Raw genomic sequence first — 20,588 nt, 5'->3', positions numbered from 1 at the left:
GCAAATGCCCTTGACTTATTCCTATCTTCCCGACCACTTGCTTTCGCAAGAAACTATTCAGTTACTTCTTCAACTTCTTTAATTGTTACAAATTTAGTATTGAATCGCTCATAGCCTTTACCATAAAACTCTTCATATGACTTAGGTGTGCGACCATTATACTGTGGTTCAAATTCTGTTTTATTTTTACGTGCTTCTTCTCTTCGTTCTCTACGTGTCATTTTCATATTGTTATCTCCTTTTTCTCATAAGAGATCACAGATTAAACTGTAATCTCTTTATATCTTTCAGAGTTGACTACTTCCAACATTAATTCATATGGATTTACTTCTTCATTACCTAGTAGGTTTTGGAAGATACTTGGAGAGAAACCAGAAACTAATTGCACTCCATTTTCATCCATTGTGAATGGTACATTACTCATAAAAGCGTTCACATTCCAGAAAACTAACTTTGGTAATTTGTAACCATTAAGTTCAAATTGTTCAGCTAGATTTTTAAAGATGTGAGTTTTTGCACCACTAACACATTGATTGAATTGCATATCAGAAATTATGTATAGTCTGTCAATCATTTCATCAGCAGGAACATTGTTATTAACTGCTGTCAATAGAATCTTTTTGAAAACCGATTCAATATTGGTTGACATTCCCCAATCTGCACGTGACATATTGGAAACTTTCTCAACAATATTAGTTCCTTTTATTTGTTGAAGTGAAGGTCTTTCACTAAAAGTAAAGAAATGATTATGAAAATGTCCTTCATTGCGTTCTGCTAAGTAAATGCCTAGTGAGATTGCAACTTCCATAGGAGTTCCATACATACTTCCAGATACATCAACAACTGCAATAGAGTTTTCTTTTCTATCTCCAATGAAGTTAGGAAGATTGTTCCACATACCGTCAAGTAATTGAACCTCTTCTCTATTTTGTCCATAACGCATTCCAAGTGCTTTAGAAACAATTTCATAAGGATATAAAGTACCTGCATTAACAGTCTTTTCACCTTTTGAAAGGCTATCCAAAAACTCTTTATAACGAACTTCATCATTTCTAAAGAAAGCACCACGATAAATCATACCTGCTTTAGAAGGAAGTTTGTCATACTGGATAGATTTATAATTTTTCCTAGTAAGTTTTGTTTCAACAATGTTGATTTTTTTCCTTAGTTTGGAAAGCAATTTACGGTATTTCTTTGGTTCAGTGTTGAATGCTTGAATTAATATTCTTGCATATTTCTTCGTTTGGAGACTTGAAGCATTCTCAGATGGCATCCATTTACCAAGTAAACTTGGACTATCTGATACTCTATCTAAAAGTAATTGTTGTCTTACTAATTCAACTACCTCATTCTTAAGACTAGTTTCAAGAAGAACCCATAGATCATCCCAACGACCAAATGAAGGTATTAGATGTAGATTTTTAGATAGGGCTTCTTTATTATGTAAAGCAAGATGGTTCAAAGCTAAACGGAAAAATCTACGCTCACCTTGTCCTTGAGTTACATCCCTCAAATAAAACAATGTCTTTAAAGCTAATAAAGTATTTTCTGCAAATGCCTTAGAAAACAATTGAACAACTTCTTCATCTTTTCGATTACGATAAGCTCCACCTAATGCAAATAAATCTAAAACATCAGATTTTGTAGAGGCATATGCAAAAGCACCATTAGCAGTTTGTGTCTTATTAAATTCATTTTTTAAATGATTCAACATTATTTATTTCCCCTTTTACTCTATGTATTATTAAACACATTCTCAAATTCTAAATTTATGTTCTATTCAAAATGCAAGAATCTGCTTAATATCAAGGCACGAAGTATTTTTCAAAATATCGCTTGAGTTGTTTAAATAGCTGTATGTGCCTTTTTAAGCAAAACTAGACTCTAAAAAATAATTATTTGTTGTATTTATCCACTATTTTTAAAAATTGCTGTATGAGTCTGGTTATTAATTTAATGCCACACCCCATACTATATTCGCACAGAGTATTGTGGACTTTATAAACTAGACACTAATTAAACTTGCTTAATATTAATTTTCAAAATTATCTGTAATGTATGTAATTTTGCTGTATGTGTCTATTCGGTTCTAGTTGCCATTCTCGGTAAGACCAATATACGCAACACTCGAACATTATTAGCGTTACAGATCGCCTTGTAACAATCTGTAACTAAAAATTGAGAGTTTTCTTTATTTCGCTATTTTCCTATAACTCTCAACAATTTAGAAATAGCGTACAAGGAATTGTAAATTATGAGTCACACGATACGTGTGGTTCAAAATTGGTCTTCGTCTTTAAGCCTAGAACACCAGTAAGGCAGGGGATTAAGTCCCCAAGTCTGGGCAGGAGGATTTGAACCCCCGAACTCCTGCTCCCAAAGCAGGTAGTGAACCAAGCCCACGTCTACCCAGATAAAGTCACGAAATGTGTTTCCATGTATTACCATTTCTTATGTCATAAATAACTTTTCGGTCAACATTAAACAATTTTGCTAAATGACTATTTTTCAATTCTAAATTTGATTTTATGTATTTAACATTATCTTCTGTTAATTTTGATCTGCCATTTTTTGAACCTTTAGCGGATCGGTTTCTTTTAACTCTATCATTTACATTATCAGCATGTGTTCCAAGTTCTAGATGTTTTGGATTTATACAGTTAGCATTATCACATTTATGTCTTACAACTAAACCATCTGGAATTTTTCCAATATTTTGTTCATACGCTATTCTATGTAAAAGAAATCTTTTGTTATTAACTCTAATTTTTACATGACCGTCTTTTGATTTACTATGTGATGTTACTAAATGACAACCTCTATCATTTACTTCAATCTCAATAGGTTTCAATCTGTTTGGTAAATCAACTAATGGTTTCAAGTTATCAACTTCTTAATATGTAATTATTTATTGCATTTATAACTTACAAGGCACAAACCTTTACTTACCCAATAGTAGTTTGTTGTATGTGATTGCTGTACGTGCCTTAAATATCGCATAGGGGATTTGAACCCCTAATCTCCTGCGTGAAAGGCAGGTGACTTATTCCAATTTGTCCAATGCGACATAATGATAGGTTTTTCTGTTGCCTATCACAACTGGTGAGTTCCCAAAGTCTCACTATCCTAAAAATGACTTAGCCAGATCAAAGTCTGGTGTAATTCGTGTACCTATCTCACTACTTATTTCTGTGACATTATTTTCCATCTATATAGTGCTTTTCTTTATCTATCAGCATAGATGCCTCCACAGCGAAGCCCTTGTCATTTAAGGGGTTGAGGTAATTGAACCTAATTATTTGGTTCTTAAAAGCTTCTTATGTGTGACTCACCACATCATAGTAAGGGATTTATGGCATTAAAGGAATTATAACCTCCACGTTTATTTAAAATAAACAAGTGACTAGCCTTGAGGTTAAGGATTTACAACCTATTTCCTGCCCTGTTTCAAGAAGACTTTAAGAACCAAATAATTTTGATAAAACTATCTTTTTATACATAATCTTAGGAGGGTCGGCATTACCCTCATCTCTGATAACTACGATACATTTAAAGTGTGTCACTCTATAATTAAGAGTATAGTAAATGTATGATAGCGTGTAGAGAACCTTTTCTACCTCTAAGATTATTTAATGACGGATTAGACAATCTCTAATCTAGATATACTATTAGTATTTTTATACCGCCCTAATCGGCAAGATTGGTCATTCTCAATCTATTGGTTAGCTTACCTAGAGAGACTTGAACTCCCGACACTCTGATTAACAGTCAGATGCTCTACCAACTGAGCTATAGGCAAATAATTTTAAACAAGACACTCAATGTATTTTTCCTAATATGTACAATGTGTTATTGCTGTAGGTGTCTTTTAACTATTTATATCTTATCATTATTTGTTGTACTTGTCAAATCAATATGTTACATTATTAAAATTTATTTTGGGAAACCCACAATTTAATGTAGGTTTCCTTTCCAAGCTAGTAACCAAAGAAAAAGTAATAAACTTCTTCATCAACACAACAATTTTAGAAGAATTGATGTGTTTTGCCTTTTGTGTGATTGCCGTCACGATAAGGTTTTCTTTATCTCTCAACCTTATGTACTTATAATATCATTATTTGTTGTTCTTGTCAAACAGATATGCTACATAATTTAAATTATTTTTCCAATCGAAATGGAAACTCTCTGAGTAAAGGCATATATTGATAAAAATTCAAATATACATCATATAATCTATTCATTGCTTCAATTCTAATATCTGAGTTATCCATATTATGAATGAATCCCCATAATTCAAAAGTGCTGATCAACTCATCATCCAAATTTTGTTCCTGTAAGACATAATTATTAGGAGTAATAACAGTTATATGACCTTGATTAAAGAACGCAATTGAACCTCTACTTTCACCTTCATAGCAATATGCCACTAGGTCTTCGGATTTTAATACTCTTAATAATTCACCGAACATATAGGGTCTATTAACCATATAGATATTACCTCCTTTTCGTTTTAAGGGTTCAATTAAGAACCCTTATTTTATAATTATTTATTGCACTTCTGGTGCAACGTAGTCTTCACCAGTGATTTCTTTATATCGTGCTTCTGTAATCTCACCATCAACAACCTTTTGGCTGTATTCATTTCTAAGATTAGTTTGGTAAGGCTCATAAATCTCGGCAAGGGTTGTCATATTGTTTTCTAGCATGTAACGAAATAGGTTAAGCATTATTTAGTTCCTCCAATTTTTCTTCTAACTCTGTAATTTTAGCTGATAATTGTTGCACTTGAATGGCTTGTGCTTGCACCATTCTTGCAACCATATCGACATTCATAAATGCCATAGAGATTAAATCTCCAAGTTTATTGTCATTCATATATGTAATGATTAATGATTTTCCAAGTTCAGAAACATCCTTATTAAGAGTGCTTGCTTCTTTATGCTTGGCAACCATTTCATCTAATTGTTCTTGAGTGATTTCACCATTATCAATCATGTCTTGTACTGCTTGTTCAATACTCTTCATTAGTTTCCACCTTCCCTATAGGCTTTTAATTTTGCGTATAATTCCACAATCGCCCATTTATCCATAGAAATCTGTTCTCCATGATCTATAACCCTATCCACTAACTCATCATGTGAATCTCGAAGACTTCTTACATATTCAATGGATGAGTTTTTGTTATAGGCAGTTTCATAATCCATAGCTATGTAAGTTACATAATAAGTAGCATCAGTATCGAAATCACTTTCTGATATTTTTATTCCCATTACATTTGTAGTAGCATAGAAAGTAGTGAATTTTTTTAGTTTATTATTCTCATATAAAGAGACTATTGTTTTGACAGGTGAAGATAGCATTCCTGCACCCTTTTCTTCACTTTGATCTTCAACCATTGTATCATGGTTTATGTAGTAGGCATTATAGTTTGAAGCATAATAAGGATGTGCCTTTTCTTTAACCACAACACCTTCACTAACTTCAACTTGATTCAAACCTTCATGAAGTTGTAGTTCACCTTCTGATTCGATTTGTTCTTGGATAGGTGTTTTTAGCTGATATAATAAATTTAGAGGATGACTACTTAAATAATCTTTCATCTCTTGAACTGTAGGGGTGTAAGTTTCTCCCCAACCAGTTTTAGAATCTTCAAGATTAATATAAACATACCCACCATAAACATTAAATGTCCCTACTGTATCAGCTAATCCTGTTTGCCTTAAAACAATTCCATTATCTTCTACTAGTTGACCAACACTATCTTTAGAATTACTATCAATAGCTGTTCTAATTCTTTTATATCCAGTGTAGTCTTGGTTTACTGAATAGTCATAGCTACCATCTAACACTACATGTTCCCACTTTTTATTCTTCCACCATTGACCATTCGCATCTTGGTAAGCAGTGTCATTGACTGTCCCATCTCCATAAAATGACGATTTTATCACTTGGTAAGAAGGGTTATGTGGCTCGAATGATTGTGGAAGATTAGAAGCATCACCTGCAACTAACATTACATCTTTAATAAATATCTTTCCTGTGTTCTGTGAAAGTACATATACAGCTAACTTTACTGCATCAGCAGGGGCAGTAACAGTCCTTGTACGAGTGGTAGGAGAGGTATCAGTATTAAAGTTTAAAGCATTATAGCCACTAGTGCTTGTGCTATTACCATTAGCATCAATAAACCTCATAACTAAGGCTTTTGTATTACCACTAGAAGAGTCCACATACCCTAAAGCAGAGATAGTGTACTCCTGTTGTTTTATAAAATCTACCTCTATAGTAGCTGAAGAATTGGCAAAATTGTCTAAAGATATGAACCCATTAGACTCCTGTTTATATGGTGCAGAAGTATTTAAAAAATTTTTGTAATCTATCATATTCTTCCCACTATTCTTCACAATAGGGTTTACAACAGGTTTTATACCTTGGACATACTCTTTTGCAGTAGAACCTTCAACAAGAGTTATATCTTCGAATGAGGCTAAACTAGTGGAGTTTACACTATTGCCTATCCTAAGTAAAAGTTGAACAGCATTCGAGTCGGTAGTAAATGTAACAGATTTAGAACTTATATAACCAACCAATCTACTCCCTATTTCTGAACCAGAGCTGTCGTTTTGTTGGATTGAATAATCAATATTAGTAGCATTTAGAGAAAACGTATAGGTGGTATTGCCTTTTGCATTAATTTTGATATCACTTGTATCCCTCCCAACACCACTAGGAGTAGTAATAACAACTTTTCTGGAAGACGATTTGGTAGCGTTGGTATGAAGATGCCATAATCCACTATCAAAACTAGGCACTAAGTTCACTACATGCCTTCCCTCAAAATCCCACTTTGCAGGTGTAGCCCTATCACTAGAAACCACATTAAGACCATGTGAGAGCGTTGCTGTCTGCTCTGTACCTTTAGCTTCAAGAGCTTCTAAAGCATCTATACGTGGGTCTAGAGAGCTTGAGTCAGTAGTTAAGTGTTTATCTTTTTTATTCCACATTTAGTTTCCTCCTTCCAGTGCTTTTAGTTCAGCATAAAGTTCTAGAATCGACCATTTATTTACACTGATTTGCTGTCCACTGTCGGTTACTGTGTTTATGAGTGTATTGTGAGAATCACGTAAGCTACGATCATAAGTGATTTTGGTATTCTTGTTTTGGGCAGATTCATAATCTATTGCAATGTATGTGACATAATAAGTAGCATCAAGATCAAGATTTTCTGTTTTAACATAAAACCTTTGTCCATTTGCAGTAGCACTCATACCAATCTCTCTAAAGGTATCAATTATATCAGTCACATCTTCATCACCTTTATAGAGTTTTATAACTTTGGAAACATAATAATTAGCTAAAGAAGATTTTTGATCGGAGTAATTCCAATCAGCATTAGTTCCAGAACCACCAATATAAAAATTAACTTTCTCTTTAATTACCGTACCTTCCCCAACCTCAACTTGATTAAATCCATCATGCAAAGAAACAATACCTTCTGATTCGATATCAATGGTTTCTGGTGTAGCAAGTTGAAAAACCCATATATACGGGTGGTCATTAAAATAATCTTTCCTACCTTGTTGTGTACTAAAATCATACCCTGCACTATCTTCATCACTAATAGTTACTCTTATGTATCCTTGGGTGTCGTTTGTCCCCGTAATGCTGTCGTAAGTCTGATCTTTACCTGTAGTATCTGTAGACACAGTGGTACTCATTTGAAATAAAGGCAATCCAGTATCTTTAAAGATTACATATTCTGTTTTTTTCCACAAACCCACAGGAGGGATGTCAATACCTAAAACAGTAAAACCTGTATAATGAGCAACATTACGATACTCAAAAGTACCATCCATGACTACTTTATCCCACTTCTTAATCTTTTTTGCATTACTGTTTTCATCCCAGATCAATTCATCATTGACTGTTCCATTTCCATAAAATTCTTCTTTTATCCAACTAGAAGTAGGATTAGTAGAATGTGTATAATCAGTAGGTACTTGATTTCCTACTATTAACATAAAATCAGAAAATTCTACAGAAGCAAATTCATTCTTTGTATCCCAATTCAAATATAGTATTAAAGAAACTGGTTCACTAGTATTTGGTGCTGTGAAAGTTAATTTACCACCATCTTCTCTGATAGGTAGGTATAAACTAATTGAAGAATTGAATACTCTTACTCTTAATGCATCTCCACCTGCTAGAATTTTAGTCTTTCCACTAAGAGTATATTGTTGTCCAGATATGAGTTTTGGAAGTTCGCAAGTCCACCTATGAAATGTAGAGTCTCCACTTTTTTCTAATTTTAAAGTTCTATCATCAATTAGAGTAGGAATTACAGGGCTAATAGTTGTACTGCTACCATTATTATAAACATTTGTTATATCGAACAAGTTCTTCCCATAACTAGTCACAACAGGATTTACAATAGGTTTAATACCTTGGACATATTCAGCAGATTGAGAACCTTCAACAAGAACTAAATCTTCGAAAGTATAAACTCCTACACCACTACTAAAGTTACTAACAGTTATAATTAAACTTGCTGTATTAGCAGGTGTAGTATATAAAGGGTTATTGGTCGCATTCACAATGCCAATAGTTACACCAGAACTATCTAAAGATTTGATTTCAACATAGGAGCCTTTAACTTTAGCTGAAAGAATGTAAGTTTTATTTGGACTAGCACTTATTTGTGCTTTCGAATGTTGCCCATTACCAGATGCATTTAGTGTTAATTTACGACTACTATTAATTGTAACGTTTGAATGGAACTCCCAAGCACTACTAGTAAAAGGAGGAATTAAATTCACAACATGTCTTCCTTGCATAGACCAAGAACCAACAGTGCTTCTATCACTGTCAACTACATTCAATCCATGAGTCAAAGCCACAATTTCTTTAGCTTTAGATTCTTGTAATGTTTCTAGTTTATCGACTCGACCATCAAGATAGCTTGTATTGTTAGTTAAGTTTGGGTCGTTCTTTTTCCAACCTGTTCCCATTTTAATTTCCTCCTTTTAATGATTTTAATTGTGCATAAAGGTCTAATACTGACCATTTAACATCATCTATATCTTCTTTTTGATCTACTGCTTTTTCTACCAGATCATTGTGAGAATCACGTAATGAACGACTGTATTCTAATGAAGATTGTTGTAGTTGAGAAGTATAGTTGCTCAATGCGATATATGTAACATAGTAAGTTGATTTTGTGTCATAGTTGTTTGGTGAAATTTTTCCAATGCAATGTGATATCCAATAGGCACTGTCACTAACGGATAAAGCCCATTTTTGATCTTGAATATTATTTTTATAAATATTTAGAATTGATGCACCTCTATATTTTAAAGGAGAGTTTGTAGAACCAATTTGATATTCATTACTTGAAGATGAGAAAAATGGTGAAACTTTCTCTCTCACAATCAAACCTTCACTAACCTCAACTTGATTCAGACCTTCGTGCAATCCCAACTCACCAAATACTTCAACTTTCTCATATTCTGGCTCTGCCAATTGATAAACAATCTCAATTGGATTTAACGCAAAATAATCTTGCATTTCTTGGTATGTAGGAGTGTAACTCTGTGACCAACCTGTATCTGTATTAGAAACTGTTATTGCTTGATAATCAGATTGGAAATTTAAAATACCACCTTGAGATGGGTAAAAGCTATTAGTTTCTAATACTCTACCTTTTGCATCAATTGCAATTGCTTTTTGGTCAACCATGTTGGTGATTCTTTGAGTAGGAATTAAGGTCATTCTTTTGAAACCAACAAAATCTTCATTTTGACTTAAACGAAATTCAAAAGTTCCATCTATTTTGACTTTATTCCATCGTTTAACTTTTACAGGTTTATTTTCATTGTCCCAAATTAGTTCATCATTAACATTTCCATCACCATAAAATTCTGATTGGATTACTTGTTGAGATGGGTTATAATTTATATAATTAACTGATCTTTGAGAACTTCCACCTATTGTCATCATAATATCACTTACAGTATATGTCGTTTGAGCGAATGTTGTTTCTGTAAATAATAAATATGTTATACTAGTTTTTGCGATAAACGTGTTTTTTGTAGTTGTTGAAAAAATGATATTTTTATTAGAGTCGAGTATCTTAACAATAAAATTCGTACCATTATCAACGTCAAAAGTAAAACTATACATTTGATTAGGAATAGTTTTTATTTCAAATACTGCACCAGAATAAGTATTGCCGTTATTTCTTGAATATTTAATGGATTTGTTTTCTTTATCGAAACTAACTCCACCAGTTTGATTATAAGCATAAACAGAGGAGCTATCTATTAAGTTCTTCCCATAATTCTTAATCACTGGATTTAATACTGGTTTAACACCTTGAACATATTCTTTAGGAAAATTACCTTCAACCAATATAATATTTTGAAAAATATATGTACCAATGGCATTATTACCTAAAAGTATTTTTATGTATGAAAAATCTTGGTCAATAGTAGTAAAAGTTTTATTTTGTTGGTCATATTTTGTGGTTATTAAAGTATCATTATAATCATAATACTCCAAATGGATATATGGTCTGTCACCAATTAATTCAGCACTAATTGAATATTTTGAGTTGCGTTTTAATTTAACACCTACTTTTGCATGTCTCCATTTTTGAGTGCTATTAAGAGTAATTTTTGAACTACTATTGATAACATATTCTGCTGATGAAAAACCCCACAAAGGACTATCAAAACTAGGTATCAAGTTTACTACATGTCTGCCTTGCAAACCAATCTTTGCAGTGGTATTTCTGTCACTAGTTACAACATTTAAGCCATGACTAAGATTGAATTTTTCTTTGCTTGCTTTAATATTTTTTGCTTCAAGATCATTAATTCTTGGTTCTAGGTATTGAGGGTTATTAGATAAATTTTGGTCATGTTTTTTCCATGCCATAATTATTCACCTCTAACCAATGCACGATAAGAACTATCTCCTGTAATTGTTAAACTCTTAAAAGCATCAAAAGAACCATCAAACTGCTCTCCTGCTTTAACAACGATAGTATGAGTTAGTAAAGTAATTGTGAGGTCTGCTGTTCCATCATTAGAGATAGAAAATCCATACATGTTTGTTGCGAAGTTTTTGCTAGTGGTTGTAGTGCCTTGCCATACTTCCCGAATAATTAAACTTGTCTCTTGAATTTGTAAGGGTGCTGAACTTCCTTCTAATTTTACTTTCATTAATCCATCTGTATCCACCAAAGGTTTGTATGTATTAGTATTCTCATCATAGTAATATAATTCTGCTTTTGGCTGATAAAGCCTTGTTTCTCTGTTTGACATTTTATTTTATTCTTTCCTTTCAATTTCTCCCAAAGGAGATAATTAGGGTATCTCACGACATTCCTTATATAATTATTTATTGCACTTACATTCTTCCTGCAATCTCTGCTATTCTTGATCTCCATACATTTTGAAGTTCAATTTCACCGTATAAGTCTTCACCTCTAAAGATTTCACTCATACGTTTCATGCCATTGTCTACACTATAAATTTCTTTATCTAATTGACTAAAGTAGTCACCATCAACAATTACTTTTGTATTTTCTGCAATACGTTCTAGACCTGTCTTCATCAATTCAGTAGTTAAATTCTGTGCTTCAATCACCCAAACAACTACATTATTTTCACCAGTGTCATAACCACGTAAATCAGCAAATGGTAAGATATCCAACCTACCTGCATAAATATGTTCTGCAATTCGTTCTTCATCACCAAACTTGGACTTCAACATAGTCCCTACTGCTGTTTGCATTAGTTTTTCAAATCTGTCACCAGTGTAATATCCAAGTTCTTGTGAATCCTTTAATTCTGTTGGATTACAGAAGATCACCAATTTATAAGATTCTTCTTCTACTAATCTCCATGATACATTGAGTGCAGTTAATGATTTACCTGCTCCTGCACCACCACGAATACATGTAAGTTGATTTGTTGTAATACTATCAATTACCATAATCTGTTGTTCATCTCTAGGGGCAAATTCGCCAAATTCTAGAGTTTTAAATCCAAGGCTCAATTTGTTTTCTTCACGAATTGAGATCATTCTTTGTCCATCCCATTTGAGAATATCTATAATCTCATCATCTAATTCGTTATTAATCACTATGTATTCATTGATCAATAAAGCAAATTCATTTTGTTTAAAATCAACTTCTTTATATTCTTCTTGAAACATATAAACTTCTTTAAAACCTTTATGGTCAACAAAGTTTGATTTCTCTACTTTTAAAACAGGAATACCAAACTCTTTGCACTTTTGTCTTAGAAGTCTATCATTTGTAATCATGGTATATCCTTCATCAAATGCTACTTGAAGAATAATATTGTCCACATAGTCTGGATCACTCTCATTGTCTAGTGTAAATTTATAATCTTTAAGATTTGTAAATTCATACTCTACATCATCCATTTTTCTTTTCAGTCTTCTGATTTGCCATTGGAGTGTTCTATCTGATTTTCTTGTTCTTTCCAAGTGTTCAATTTCTCTATTGATATGAGTTGGGATTACAACATCATATTTATCTAGAACTTCTGGAAAGTCGAATAGTAAATTTGTATCTGCAAGGTACTTCATACTTTTTCTCCTTGGGGATGGTTATTTTAGGTTCTTAAGTGCTTTTTTCATTTTTTTAGAAGGTACAATACCGATTCTATGGTAGTCATCAGTATACATATGTTCTTTGGTTTGAGGGTTGCGTATCTTACGACCTTTTGATTTACGAATTTCTAAAGTAAATAAACTTTGCAATTTAACCTTTCCATATTTAAGCAAGCCTATAAAAATATGATCTACAATAACATCCACCAAGATTTTAACTTCTTCTTTTCGTAATCTGAGATCACGTGTGCGCTCATCATTCCACACTTCATGCTTCAACTCTGATAGTTTCAACCTCTTCACCTTCTTTAACTTTTGACATGTACCAAATTATTCTCAATTTTATCGTAGTTTTGATTGTAGAAACTCAAGCGTCCACTTTCATCCTCTACTACTACTAGTATTTCTTCCATATGTGCTTCATTTGTGTAATCTTCTACACTACCTGCTTTGTTATGTACTATGTATTCTTTTACTTCTTCGTCAATTAAAAATTTGTGACCTAAGAAAACAAATTCATTTTCAGTATTTACAATGCACCATTTTGAAGCTTTAATATTAGATAATATTTTTGTACTTTTCTCTAATCTTGTTAATTTCCTAGACATTATTCAGCACCTCTTTCACCAAATAGTGCTTCTTTGTATTCAGTAGATAAATCAGAAAAATTAATCGTTTTACTTGTTTTCTTGAATCTTACTAATTTTTCCATTTTCTTTCTTGACATTACTTCTTTATCCTCAAGCCCTTTATCATCTGGCTCTTTATGCCATACGATATAGTTAGCTAGTGAATCTAAAAAATATTTAACCGAATTGCTATACCAATTATCTTTTATAACTGGCATCCATTCTTCTGTTAGGTTCTCAACAGTCTCTAGTTTTTCTTCTAATGTAATACTTTCATCTAGATCAAGCTGAGAGCCATTCGGAAGTTGAATTTTCATAATTTATATTCCCTTCATTAAGAAAGCCCTCAAATAAGACATTTTGTGTCGGTGTTTTAGATTTTTCTTGTTAGTTATGTAATTTTAAATCGTTTTCATTAATCATTTTTACCCAATCTTGATTATTAGCCTCTACAATTTTCATTATGATTCTTTTTAAAGTTCTATAAGCTGTTTTCTGTGCAAAATCATATTCCTCTATAATATCTGTAATTGAATATCCATTCAGTACCAAGTTTAGAAATTCTCTATCTTTATTTTTAATCTCAATCTTTCCAATTAGAACATCTAATGAAGCATACAATGCAATGATCTCTTGATTAAATTCATACATATCTCCTGCTTGGTTAAAATTGATATTGGTATTCGCACCATATGAAATATCAATCTTGCTACGATATAACAGTAAGTATTTAACTACATTATCATCAGACAGGGTAAGAGGACTAAATTCTCTTTCGCTTTTAAATAAATCAATTGCTACAGCACCCAATAAATTCACCTCTTTCCATTATAGAGGATGCAATAACTTCCTCTTATCTAAATAAATTATATCATTATTTGTTGCTTTTGTCAAAAATTCATGTTACATTTGCTTGTTTATAGACGTAAGGATTGTTGACTTTAATATCATTATTTGTTATGATTGTATTTAGAAGGTTATTTAGACCGACACTAACAAGGGAGGAATTTAGATGCTGACTCATTTTGAGAACATAGATAAATTCCATGAGAATGCAAGTATCCGCATTCCTAATGAGATTTTTTCTGATTTGTCAAAATCTGTTTCAACTAACATTCAACAATCTTCGTTCGCTTACGTTTATTTATTGACGATTGGGATTTTGTATAAATACACTAACTTTGTGGACTTAAACAACGGCACATACATCCAGAATAGCGACATTAAAGAACTTCTTGGATACAACAGAAAAACTAAAACCATAGATCGTATTATTAAAAAAGATGGTGTATTGGATGAATTAGGCTTAACCTTAACAACTAGCCAGTATCCCATCAGATTCGAAAAATATCATGAAAAAATCAACAACATTCAATTTGGTGAATTTACTCTTATTGGAGAGTTGGAAGAGTCTGATATTCAATTTTCTACATATCGAAACATTGTGAAGAATAGAAACTATTCAGTTAAAGAACCCCTTTTCCTCACCTCTGGATATAAGGATAGTGAGTATGGAACATTATATAGTATAGAAAAAACACATCGGATTTTAGTCAGTGAATACCTCACACTGATAAAGGATGAAGATTTAGACAACATTGATATCATGTTGTATTCCTATCTTAAATCAAGATGTAAGGGATACGGCAATAACGCAAAAGATATTCCACTACTTAGAATCACTAAAGAGTTGGGAATAAAAAATGATGCATTTTATAGCCATCTTAAAAAGTTGGAAACAAAGAATTTCATTGAAGTGAATCACAAAAATTGGAGAATGCCCAATGTAAGGAATCCAGTGCAGATGGATGCTAACGAATATGTCTTTAAAGGTGTGTAAAAGCACCTTTTTTAAGTACATTTTTTAGCAGGTTATCCAGACCGAGTAATAACAATAGAATCAACGACTGCGTGAGCAGTGAGGTGTACAAGTCTTTACCCAAGTGTTTTGAACTGTTTAAATATAAGAAAAGTATCTAGTTTTATTTTTTTATAATGAATTTACTCTCTTCTTAATTCAATATCCCCTATACCTTCCCGAAGGTATATATAATATTGATATATTACTCGGTCTAGATAACCTGCTAAAAAAACCCCTCTACTGAGGGGCTTTTTGTTTGTTTTTTACTTTAATTTCCAAATTTGCAAGGGCAGGAAGAATTACTTCCTCTCCATCCATATTCAGCAAAACATTTCCTTCGTCACAAATAATCATTTCGTCAATGTCAGTGTGGAACAATGAGCTACTTTTCGGTTCTTTGTTTGGAGATATTAATTCTAAATTTGACTCCTTCATTTTCTGAATTAGGTAAATCACACTGTCGAATGTCGGAATGTTTCTTTTCACCAAAGTTGTAGTTGTCATTATAAAATCTCTCCTTTTGATTTTGCTTTCTTATTTTGTTTCTTAATTAATTATATGCAGGTGATTGCCTAATGTTGCCTATTTCTACAATAAATAATTATAAAAAGAAAAGTTAGGTACTACATAGCACCTAACTTTAAAAGCAACTTTATTTGAGTATTTCTATCCATGCTCTTAATCAAAGAGACTAATTCTTCTTGTGAGAGTTCATCAAATTTTTCTACAGGAATCTTCATATTGATATCAACCTCAACTAATTCTTCCATTTGTTTTTTTGCTACATAATTATTGAAGGTAGTGGAGAAGTTTGAGTGATCTCCATGTGCTTGCATTGCTTTAACATCACCATTGGTTATAGCTTCAACTTCATTAATTGATGCACTCTTGAAACTGTGAAATACAATTTCTCTATCACCAAAATCCATGTTGCTACGAATATAATCCATCATTCCCTGTACAGTTTTTTTAGTTAGCGTAATAATTTTTTCACTTTTAGATTTCGTTTTATGTTCCATCAGTGTGTTGTATAAATCCATAGACAGTTTTTTATGTGACCACTTATTTCTTTTACCTAAAGTTTTAATATACCAAACACCATTTTTCTCAACTATGTCTTTCCATTTTAAATTTAACAGTGATTTTTGACGAAAAGCTGTTGCATATGCTAAACGGACAAGGAGTGCCTTCTCAGCCCCTTTTCTAGTTGGTGTGACCAATTGTATTACCTTAATTACTTCCTCATGTGTGAAGGGGTCATATGACCTGCTATCATGCTCATCATAACGTTCTAAATCAAACCAAGTTGACTCTACAGGAAACCCATCATCATTTAGTTTTTTATAGCATTCTTTTAAAGCAGAGATCGAATTATTTACTGTTGCACCTTTGTAGTTATCCTTGAGAGCAATTTGATAATCTTCAATTTGTCTCTTAGTAAAGATCAAATCTTCTTCCACTAATTCTTTAAGATTCTTATTCCTCATAGTGATGAAGAAATCTTTAATATGTCTTTCATAAGTGTCTCTTGTGTTTTTACTGTTTTGACCTTTTCTGTTTAAAAAAGTGAGGATTGTCGCATAGGGGTTATGATTTTCTTTGTGATTTAAGTGAACAATGTTTTCTAATTTAGCCATTTTATCATCTCCATTTTCTGTACATAAGTACATCATAACCAAATTATAGACTATTTACGCTTACAAGTCAATGTTTTATATCATTATTTATTATTTTAGTGTATGTATTCACAGGAGTCATTTAGAGCCATTTTAAGGCTACTTTAGAACCTCTCCAATGATTTAGTATTAGTGATGTTTAAAATAAGTTTAAGACACTTATATGATGGTTGATAAGTGTCTTAAGAAATCTTGATAATTTTCATGAAAAACTCCAAATCCTTTAATTCCCATTTCTTGACATTTCTCATTGAAGTAATTAATTCTCTTCCCATCTTCCGTAACAAGAAGTAACATGGGAAAGTAATTGTAATCTTTTTTTAATGTGTCTGATAACATGCATTTTTTATACTTGATTATTTTGTCACGTATGACAGGGAATTGAGAACTGTACCTATAATTTTCTGAGCCTGTATCATATTCAATGAATGCTAAAAATTTTTTCCCTTTAATGTCTAATTCCATTAATATATCTGGGATTAGAGTGATTTTCTCTCCTGCATAATGAAATACAATTTTCATCTCATGAACCCATTGTACTAGTTGATAATTGAGACTGTCACAAAACAAAATAGTCTCGACTTCGGTCTTATTCACTCCATTAATATGCCTAAAATTTATGGGTAGACTCCTGTATACATAGTCCTCTCCACCCTTGCTGTGCCTAACCTTGTGTGATATTCTTCGTTTATGAGGTACACCGAGTAGTAGTGAACCACCTTTGTCTAATGCCACCAGACATGGTGTGTTCCCTCTCCCTAACTCTTGTGCTTCATGAATCTTATCTAGGCACATTTTCGTATACATTTTTTTAATCGCCCTATTAAGAAGAACTGTACGATTCTTCCCTGCCTTACGATAAGATTCACTTATGATTTCCAGATGGTCACGCCTAACTAGTTTTCGGTCATAAATGATTTGTAAAAGTTCCATTTCCCTATTTGTGAACTTACAATTTTGTTTAACCCAATCTAGTGTGACCCTCTGGATTTCATTTCTTTCGAACCAACCTTTTTTAGTTCTTCCCACTGTTCCTCACCTACTTCTTCTGAAAAACCACTCTGGATTGAACCTTCAATCATGGAATAACTTCTTTCTAAATTATCATCTCTAACCTCTTCTTTATCTCTTCCAAATTCAGACATATATGCAGTTAGAAATTCAGAATCTTTTTGATCCACTCTTGGAAAGTCTTTATTTTTTTCTAGGTGATATATCATCTTCGCTTGAAAGACATGATTCTTGTTATTCCATCTAATTGCAAATATTCCACAATGCTTCATATTCATTAAGTTATTAAAGTCTGCCATTGTCATTGGTTGAAGGAAATCATTCAGACTAGCGAAAGCATCTCCACCACCTTTTAACATAATTAGGTTACAACCATTGTCCATAATCGACTGTTTGATTTTATTTTCATAAGTCCTCCCGGCATCTGCTAAAGAAGACCAACCATGTAATGTTAAAAATAATCGTAGAGAATATTTTCTAGGCTCTTTAAACAGGTCAATGAAGAGTTTTCCTATCAGTGGAATATTTATTATTTGGTGAATCTCATCTATAACAACTAATGTCTCTGGTCTATATTCTCGTCCTGCAAATCCATACTCACGTGAAAGAGCAACATTCCAAACCTTTGTAAAATAATGAGCAAACAGAAATTTTCTATATATAGCTGAAACCCCAGATTTAGGAATATAAATTAAAACCATGTATGCCCCATCTTCATCACCATCCATCATCTGTCTGAAATTCAACTTAACTTTATCATCTTCATCACGTAATGGTTTTTGAGCAATGCAATCCCAAAGTTTCTGGTCACGTTCTAATTGAGAAAATCTGTTTTCAATAGTCTCAATAATTCGATCAGCTTTACCTTGGCTTGCAAGGCTGTGATATGTGTTCAGTTCAAGTTTTAGTCTTTTATTTTCAATATTTGGAATCACCTCTGTAATCCTAAAGTTATCATCAATCAGAGTTCTCATTGCTTCAATGTAACCCCAATCTTTATCAACTGAGTGTACAGCTTGTAGTGAGCTAGTAAACCATCTATCCATAGCCATAGTTTTATCTGACTCTAATATTTCTAACACTAATTTTGCTTCCATTTCAGCAAGTGTGTAAGCATAATCATCATCTTTCATTTTTTCTGTATTAAACTCTGCAAGGTCAGCATTATTTACGGCAATTGGATTATTAAAATTACTGTGATTTAAGATTATCACCCTGTCTCTTAACCATTCTGGAATGTGATTAAAAATATTAGTAATCATACTACCATCTGCTACATCAAAAAGCACCACGGACTTTGATTGTTTTTTCCATGTCTCCCTATCTGGTAAATGCGCCCCAAATGTATACATGGCTTGGTTTTCTGCTAATGATGTTTTTCCGCTTCCTTGAGTACCAAATACCATAGTGGCTGAACTACGATCATCAAGCCCTTGTTTATGTGAGACATATCTTCCCTTGTGAGTCCACCATTCACGATAATACCCACCAAAATACAGTAGCTTTTCTTCTTTCTCTAATGTAGTAGCAAAAGGGATAGCACCATTTTCAGATTTATAGAAATCATTATCAATTTCAATTCGTGTAAAGGTATCTTGTAAGATTGCACTTCGATATTCTTTTAAAGTTGTCTTGCTTGGCATTCTTAATAAATTACCAACTTCTTTTTCAAACAAGATATCTGTAGTTTTTGTCAATTGAGGTTTATTTTCTTCGACTGCATTGATAATTGATTTTATGCCTCTCTTAGTCTTGATATGGGAAACTGAAAATTTATTATCTCCATTCAATAAATTAAAAGAATTTTCAATATTTCTAAAGGCATATTTTACCTTTTTATCATCATCAGATTCTCCTAATACTCTTATCTGAACTTTATAACCATTGGAGTTAGCATGTATTTTGTGATCACTGTATTTTAAATCGAACAACTGTTCTTGTTTTTCCTTTTCCTTTTCGCTTGCACCCATTATCTCTTCAATCATTCCAATAAATTCATCAAAGATCACATTGAACATATCAAATACTCGACCCACCACACCATTGACTGACATTGCATCTTCTCTAGATGGAGTTTTTCCATTCTTGAATTGCTTAACCTTCTTGACAGCTTTCTCTTTCCAACTATTATTCACTGGTTCAATATTGTAGTCGATCAATACTTTATCGCCTTTACTCAATGTAGAACTCAGTGAAGCCAATGACGAATAAAGTGAATCAGACATGTTTCTTTCATGTTTTAGTGACAGAGCATAGTGATGCCTTAAATGAATATCCATTGCTTTTGCTTTCGTAGGATTGAAGTCAATAATTTTTTCTTCAACTTTCGAAATATCAACTTGCCCCCAATCTTTCTTTATTGCAGAAGTAAAACTTTTCGCCCACTTCTGGGGAACAGTGAGGTAGAATTTCATTTCTCCATCAATGATTGCAACTTTGTAAGATACTACATCATTCATTTTTACTTTAATACCATCTTTATTAAGTCTAATGCGCTCTGGGGCATAGAATTTTGAAAATAACCCATTGATTGTATTTAGCAACATTTCAGATGTTCCACCACTGCCAAAAACTTCATCATCAAAATTTCTAATCCTTCTGTTATTATTTATTGCACCTCTTCGCCTTGAGGCAAATTCAAATTCTTCCTCCTGCTCTGGGGCATTATTAGGAGTAATACAATAAGTAACTACTGGCTCTCGATACATCTGAATAAATTCTTTAAGATTAATAGAGCTTGTTTTTGGTTTTCTTAATGTCAGTTCCATG

General features: G+C 32.6%; 20 protein-coding genes and 3 tRNA genes. 1 reads left to right on the top strand and 22 read right to left on the bottom strand.

The annotated features are described in order from the left end of the window. Positions 1-53 precede the first annotated feature (53 nt). From Q7A53_RS06110 to Q7A53_RS06025, 18 genes are all read right to left on the bottom strand, one after another. Positions 54-227 carry a hypothetical protein gene (locus Q7A53_RS06110; RefSeq protein ID WP_411788245.1) on the bottom strand — a complete coding sequence of 58 codons (174 nt, stop codon included), beginning with the start codon at positions 225-227 and terminating at the stop codon, positions 54-56. 35 nt (positions 228-262) lie between these two features. Beyond that, positions 263-1,714, bottom strand: a complete 1,452-nt coding sequence (locus tag Q7A53_RS06105) for a DUF2828 family protein (protein ID WP_411788244.1) — start codon at positions 1,712-1,714, stop codon at positions 263-265. A 626-nt stretch (positions 1,715-2,340) separates the two neighbouring features. Beyond that, positions 2,341-2,402, bottom strand: a tRNA-Leu gene (locus tag Q7A53_RS06100). A gap of 17 nt (positions 2,403-2,419) precedes the next feature. Beyond that, positions 2,420-2,881 (bottom strand): HNH endonuclease signature motif containing protein, encoded by a 462-nt coding sequence (locus Q7A53_RS06095; RefSeq protein ID WP_411788243.1) that lies wholly within the window; start codon positions 2,879-2,881, stop codon positions 2,420-2,422. Positions 2,882-2,992: 111 nt separating this feature from the next. Continuing rightward, positions 2,993-3,067, bottom strand: a tRNA-Glu gene (locus tag Q7A53_RS06090). A 659-nt stretch (positions 3,068-3,726) separates the two neighbouring features. Further along, positions 3,727-3,799: transfer RNA gene (locus tag Q7A53_RS06085), tRNA-Asn, on the bottom strand. 358 nt (positions 3,800-4,157) lie between these two features. Then, positions 4,158-4,487, bottom strand: coding sequence for a hypothetical protein (locus Q7A53_RS06080; RefSeq protein ID WP_411788242.1), 330 nt, complete (start codon positions 4,485-4,487; stop codon positions 4,158-4,160). 60 nt (positions 4,488-4,547) lie between these two features. Continuing rightward, positions 4,548-4,727 (bottom strand): hypothetical protein, encoded by a 180-nt coding sequence (locus Q7A53_RS06075; protein WP_411788241.1) that lies wholly within the window; start codon positions 4,725-4,727, stop codon positions 4,548-4,550. Further along, positions 4,720-5,025 (bottom strand): hypothetical protein, encoded by a 306-nt coding sequence (locus Q7A53_RS06070; protein ID WP_411788240.1) that lies wholly within the window; start codon positions 5,023-5,025, stop codon positions 4,720-4,722. The genes Q7A53_RS06075 and Q7A53_RS06070 overlap by 8 nt, the downstream gene beginning before the upstream one ends. After that, positions 5,025-7,004 carry a hypothetical protein gene (locus tag Q7A53_RS06065; protein WP_411788239.1) on the bottom strand — a complete coding sequence of 660 codons (1,980 nt, stop codon included), beginning with the start codon at positions 7,002-7,004 and terminating at the stop codon, positions 5,025-5,027. The genes Q7A53_RS06070 and Q7A53_RS06065 overlap by 1 nt, the downstream gene beginning before the upstream one ends. Further along, the gene (locus Q7A53_RS06060; RefSeq protein WP_411788238.1) at positions 7,005-9,008 is read right to left on the bottom strand and encodes a hypothetical protein; all 2,004 of its coding nucleotides are present in this window, start codon (positions 9,006-9,008) and stop codon (positions 7,005-7,007) included. Position 9,009: 1 nt separating this feature from the next. After that, a complete protein-coding gene (locus tag Q7A53_RS06055; protein WP_411788237.1) occupies positions 9,010-10,935 on the bottom strand; it encodes a hypothetical protein in 1,926 nt (641 codons plus the stop codon). A 2-nt stretch (positions 10,936-10,937) separates the two neighbouring features. Then, complete coding sequence (locus Q7A53_RS06050) at positions 10,938-11,324, bottom strand: hypothetical protein (RefSeq protein WP_411788236.1); 387 nt, start codon at positions 11,322-11,324, stop codon at positions 10,938-10,940. Between the two features lie 85 nt (positions 11,325-11,409). Continuing rightward, positions 11,410-12,618, bottom strand: a complete 1,209-nt coding sequence (locus tag Q7A53_RS06045; RefSeq protein WP_411788235.1) for a PhoH family protein — start codon at positions 12,616-12,618, stop codon at positions 11,410-11,412. Positions 12,619-12,639: 21 nt separating this feature from the next. Continuing rightward, positions 12,640-12,936 (bottom strand): HU family DNA-binding protein, encoded by a 297-nt coding sequence (locus Q7A53_RS06040; protein WP_411788234.1) that lies wholly within the window; start codon positions 12,934-12,936, stop codon positions 12,640-12,642. A 14-nt stretch (positions 12,937-12,950) separates the two neighbouring features. After that, positions 12,951-13,250, bottom strand: a complete 300-nt coding sequence (locus tag Q7A53_RS06035) for a hypothetical protein (protein WP_411788233.1) — start codon at positions 13,248-13,250, stop codon at positions 12,951-12,953. After that, positions 13,250-13,588 (bottom strand): hypothetical protein, encoded by a 339-nt coding sequence (locus Q7A53_RS06030; protein WP_411788232.1) that lies wholly within the window; start codon positions 13,586-13,588, stop codon positions 13,250-13,252. Before Q7A53_RS06030 ends, Q7A53_RS06035 begins: the two co-directional genes overlap by 1 nt. Before the next feature lie 70 nt (positions 13,589-13,658). Beyond that, entirely contained in the window at positions 13,659-14,081 is a 423-nt protein-coding gene (locus Q7A53_RS06025; protein ID WP_411788231.1) for a hypothetical protein, read from the bottom strand. A gap of 202 nt (positions 14,082-14,283) precedes the next feature. Here Q7A53_RS06025 and Q7A53_RS06020 point away from each other — a divergent pair, with 202 nt between their 5' ends. Further along, complete coding sequence (locus tag Q7A53_RS06020) at positions 14,284-15,111, top strand: hypothetical protein (RefSeq protein WP_411788230.1); 828 nt, start codon at positions 14,284-14,286, stop codon at positions 15,109-15,111. Positions 15,112-15,369: 258 nt separating this feature from the next. Here the strand turns inward: Q7A53_RS06020 and Q7A53_RS06015 are convergent, their stop codons facing one another. The 4 genes from Q7A53_RS06015 to Q7A53_RS06000 all read right to left on the bottom strand — a co-directional run bounded on the left by Q7A53_RS06015 (position 15,370) and on the right by Q7A53_RS06000 (position 20,587). Then, positions 15,370-15,636 carry a hypothetical protein gene (locus tag Q7A53_RS06015; RefSeq protein WP_411788229.1) on the bottom strand — a complete coding sequence of 89 codons (267 nt, stop codon included), beginning with the start codon at positions 15,634-15,636 and terminating at the stop codon, positions 15,370-15,372. Positions 15,637-15,755: 119 nt separating this feature from the next. Beyond that, the gene (locus tag Q7A53_RS06010; protein WP_411788228.1) at positions 15,756-16,769 is read right to left on the bottom strand and encodes a tyrosine-type recombinase/integrase; all 1,014 of its coding nucleotides are present in this window, start codon (positions 16,767-16,769) and stop codon (positions 15,756-15,758) included. A 198-nt stretch (positions 16,770-16,967) separates the two neighbouring features. Next, positions 16,968-17,837, bottom strand: a complete 870-nt coding sequence (locus tag Q7A53_RS06005; protein ID WP_411788227.1) for a replication-relaxation family protein — start codon at positions 17,835-17,837, stop codon at positions 16,968-16,970. Beyond that, positions 17,780-20,587, bottom strand: a complete 2,808-nt coding sequence (locus Q7A53_RS06000; RefSeq protein WP_411788226.1) for a type IV secretory system conjugative DNA transfer family protein — start codon at positions 20,585-20,587, stop codon at positions 17,780-17,782. Before Q7A53_RS06000 ends, Q7A53_RS06005 begins: the two co-directional genes overlap by 58 nt. Position 20,588 lies beyond the last annotated feature (1 nt).

The sequence above is a fragment of the Halobacillus rhizosphaerae genome (genome assembly GCF_046719735.1).
Taxonomy (GTDB): Bacteria; Bacillota; Bacilli; order Bacillales; family Halobacillaceae; genus Halobacillus_B; species Halobacillus_B rhizosphaerae.
The sequence above is the reverse complement of the archived record's forward strand: the minus strand, read 5'-3'. Positions and strand labels throughout refer to the sequence as shown.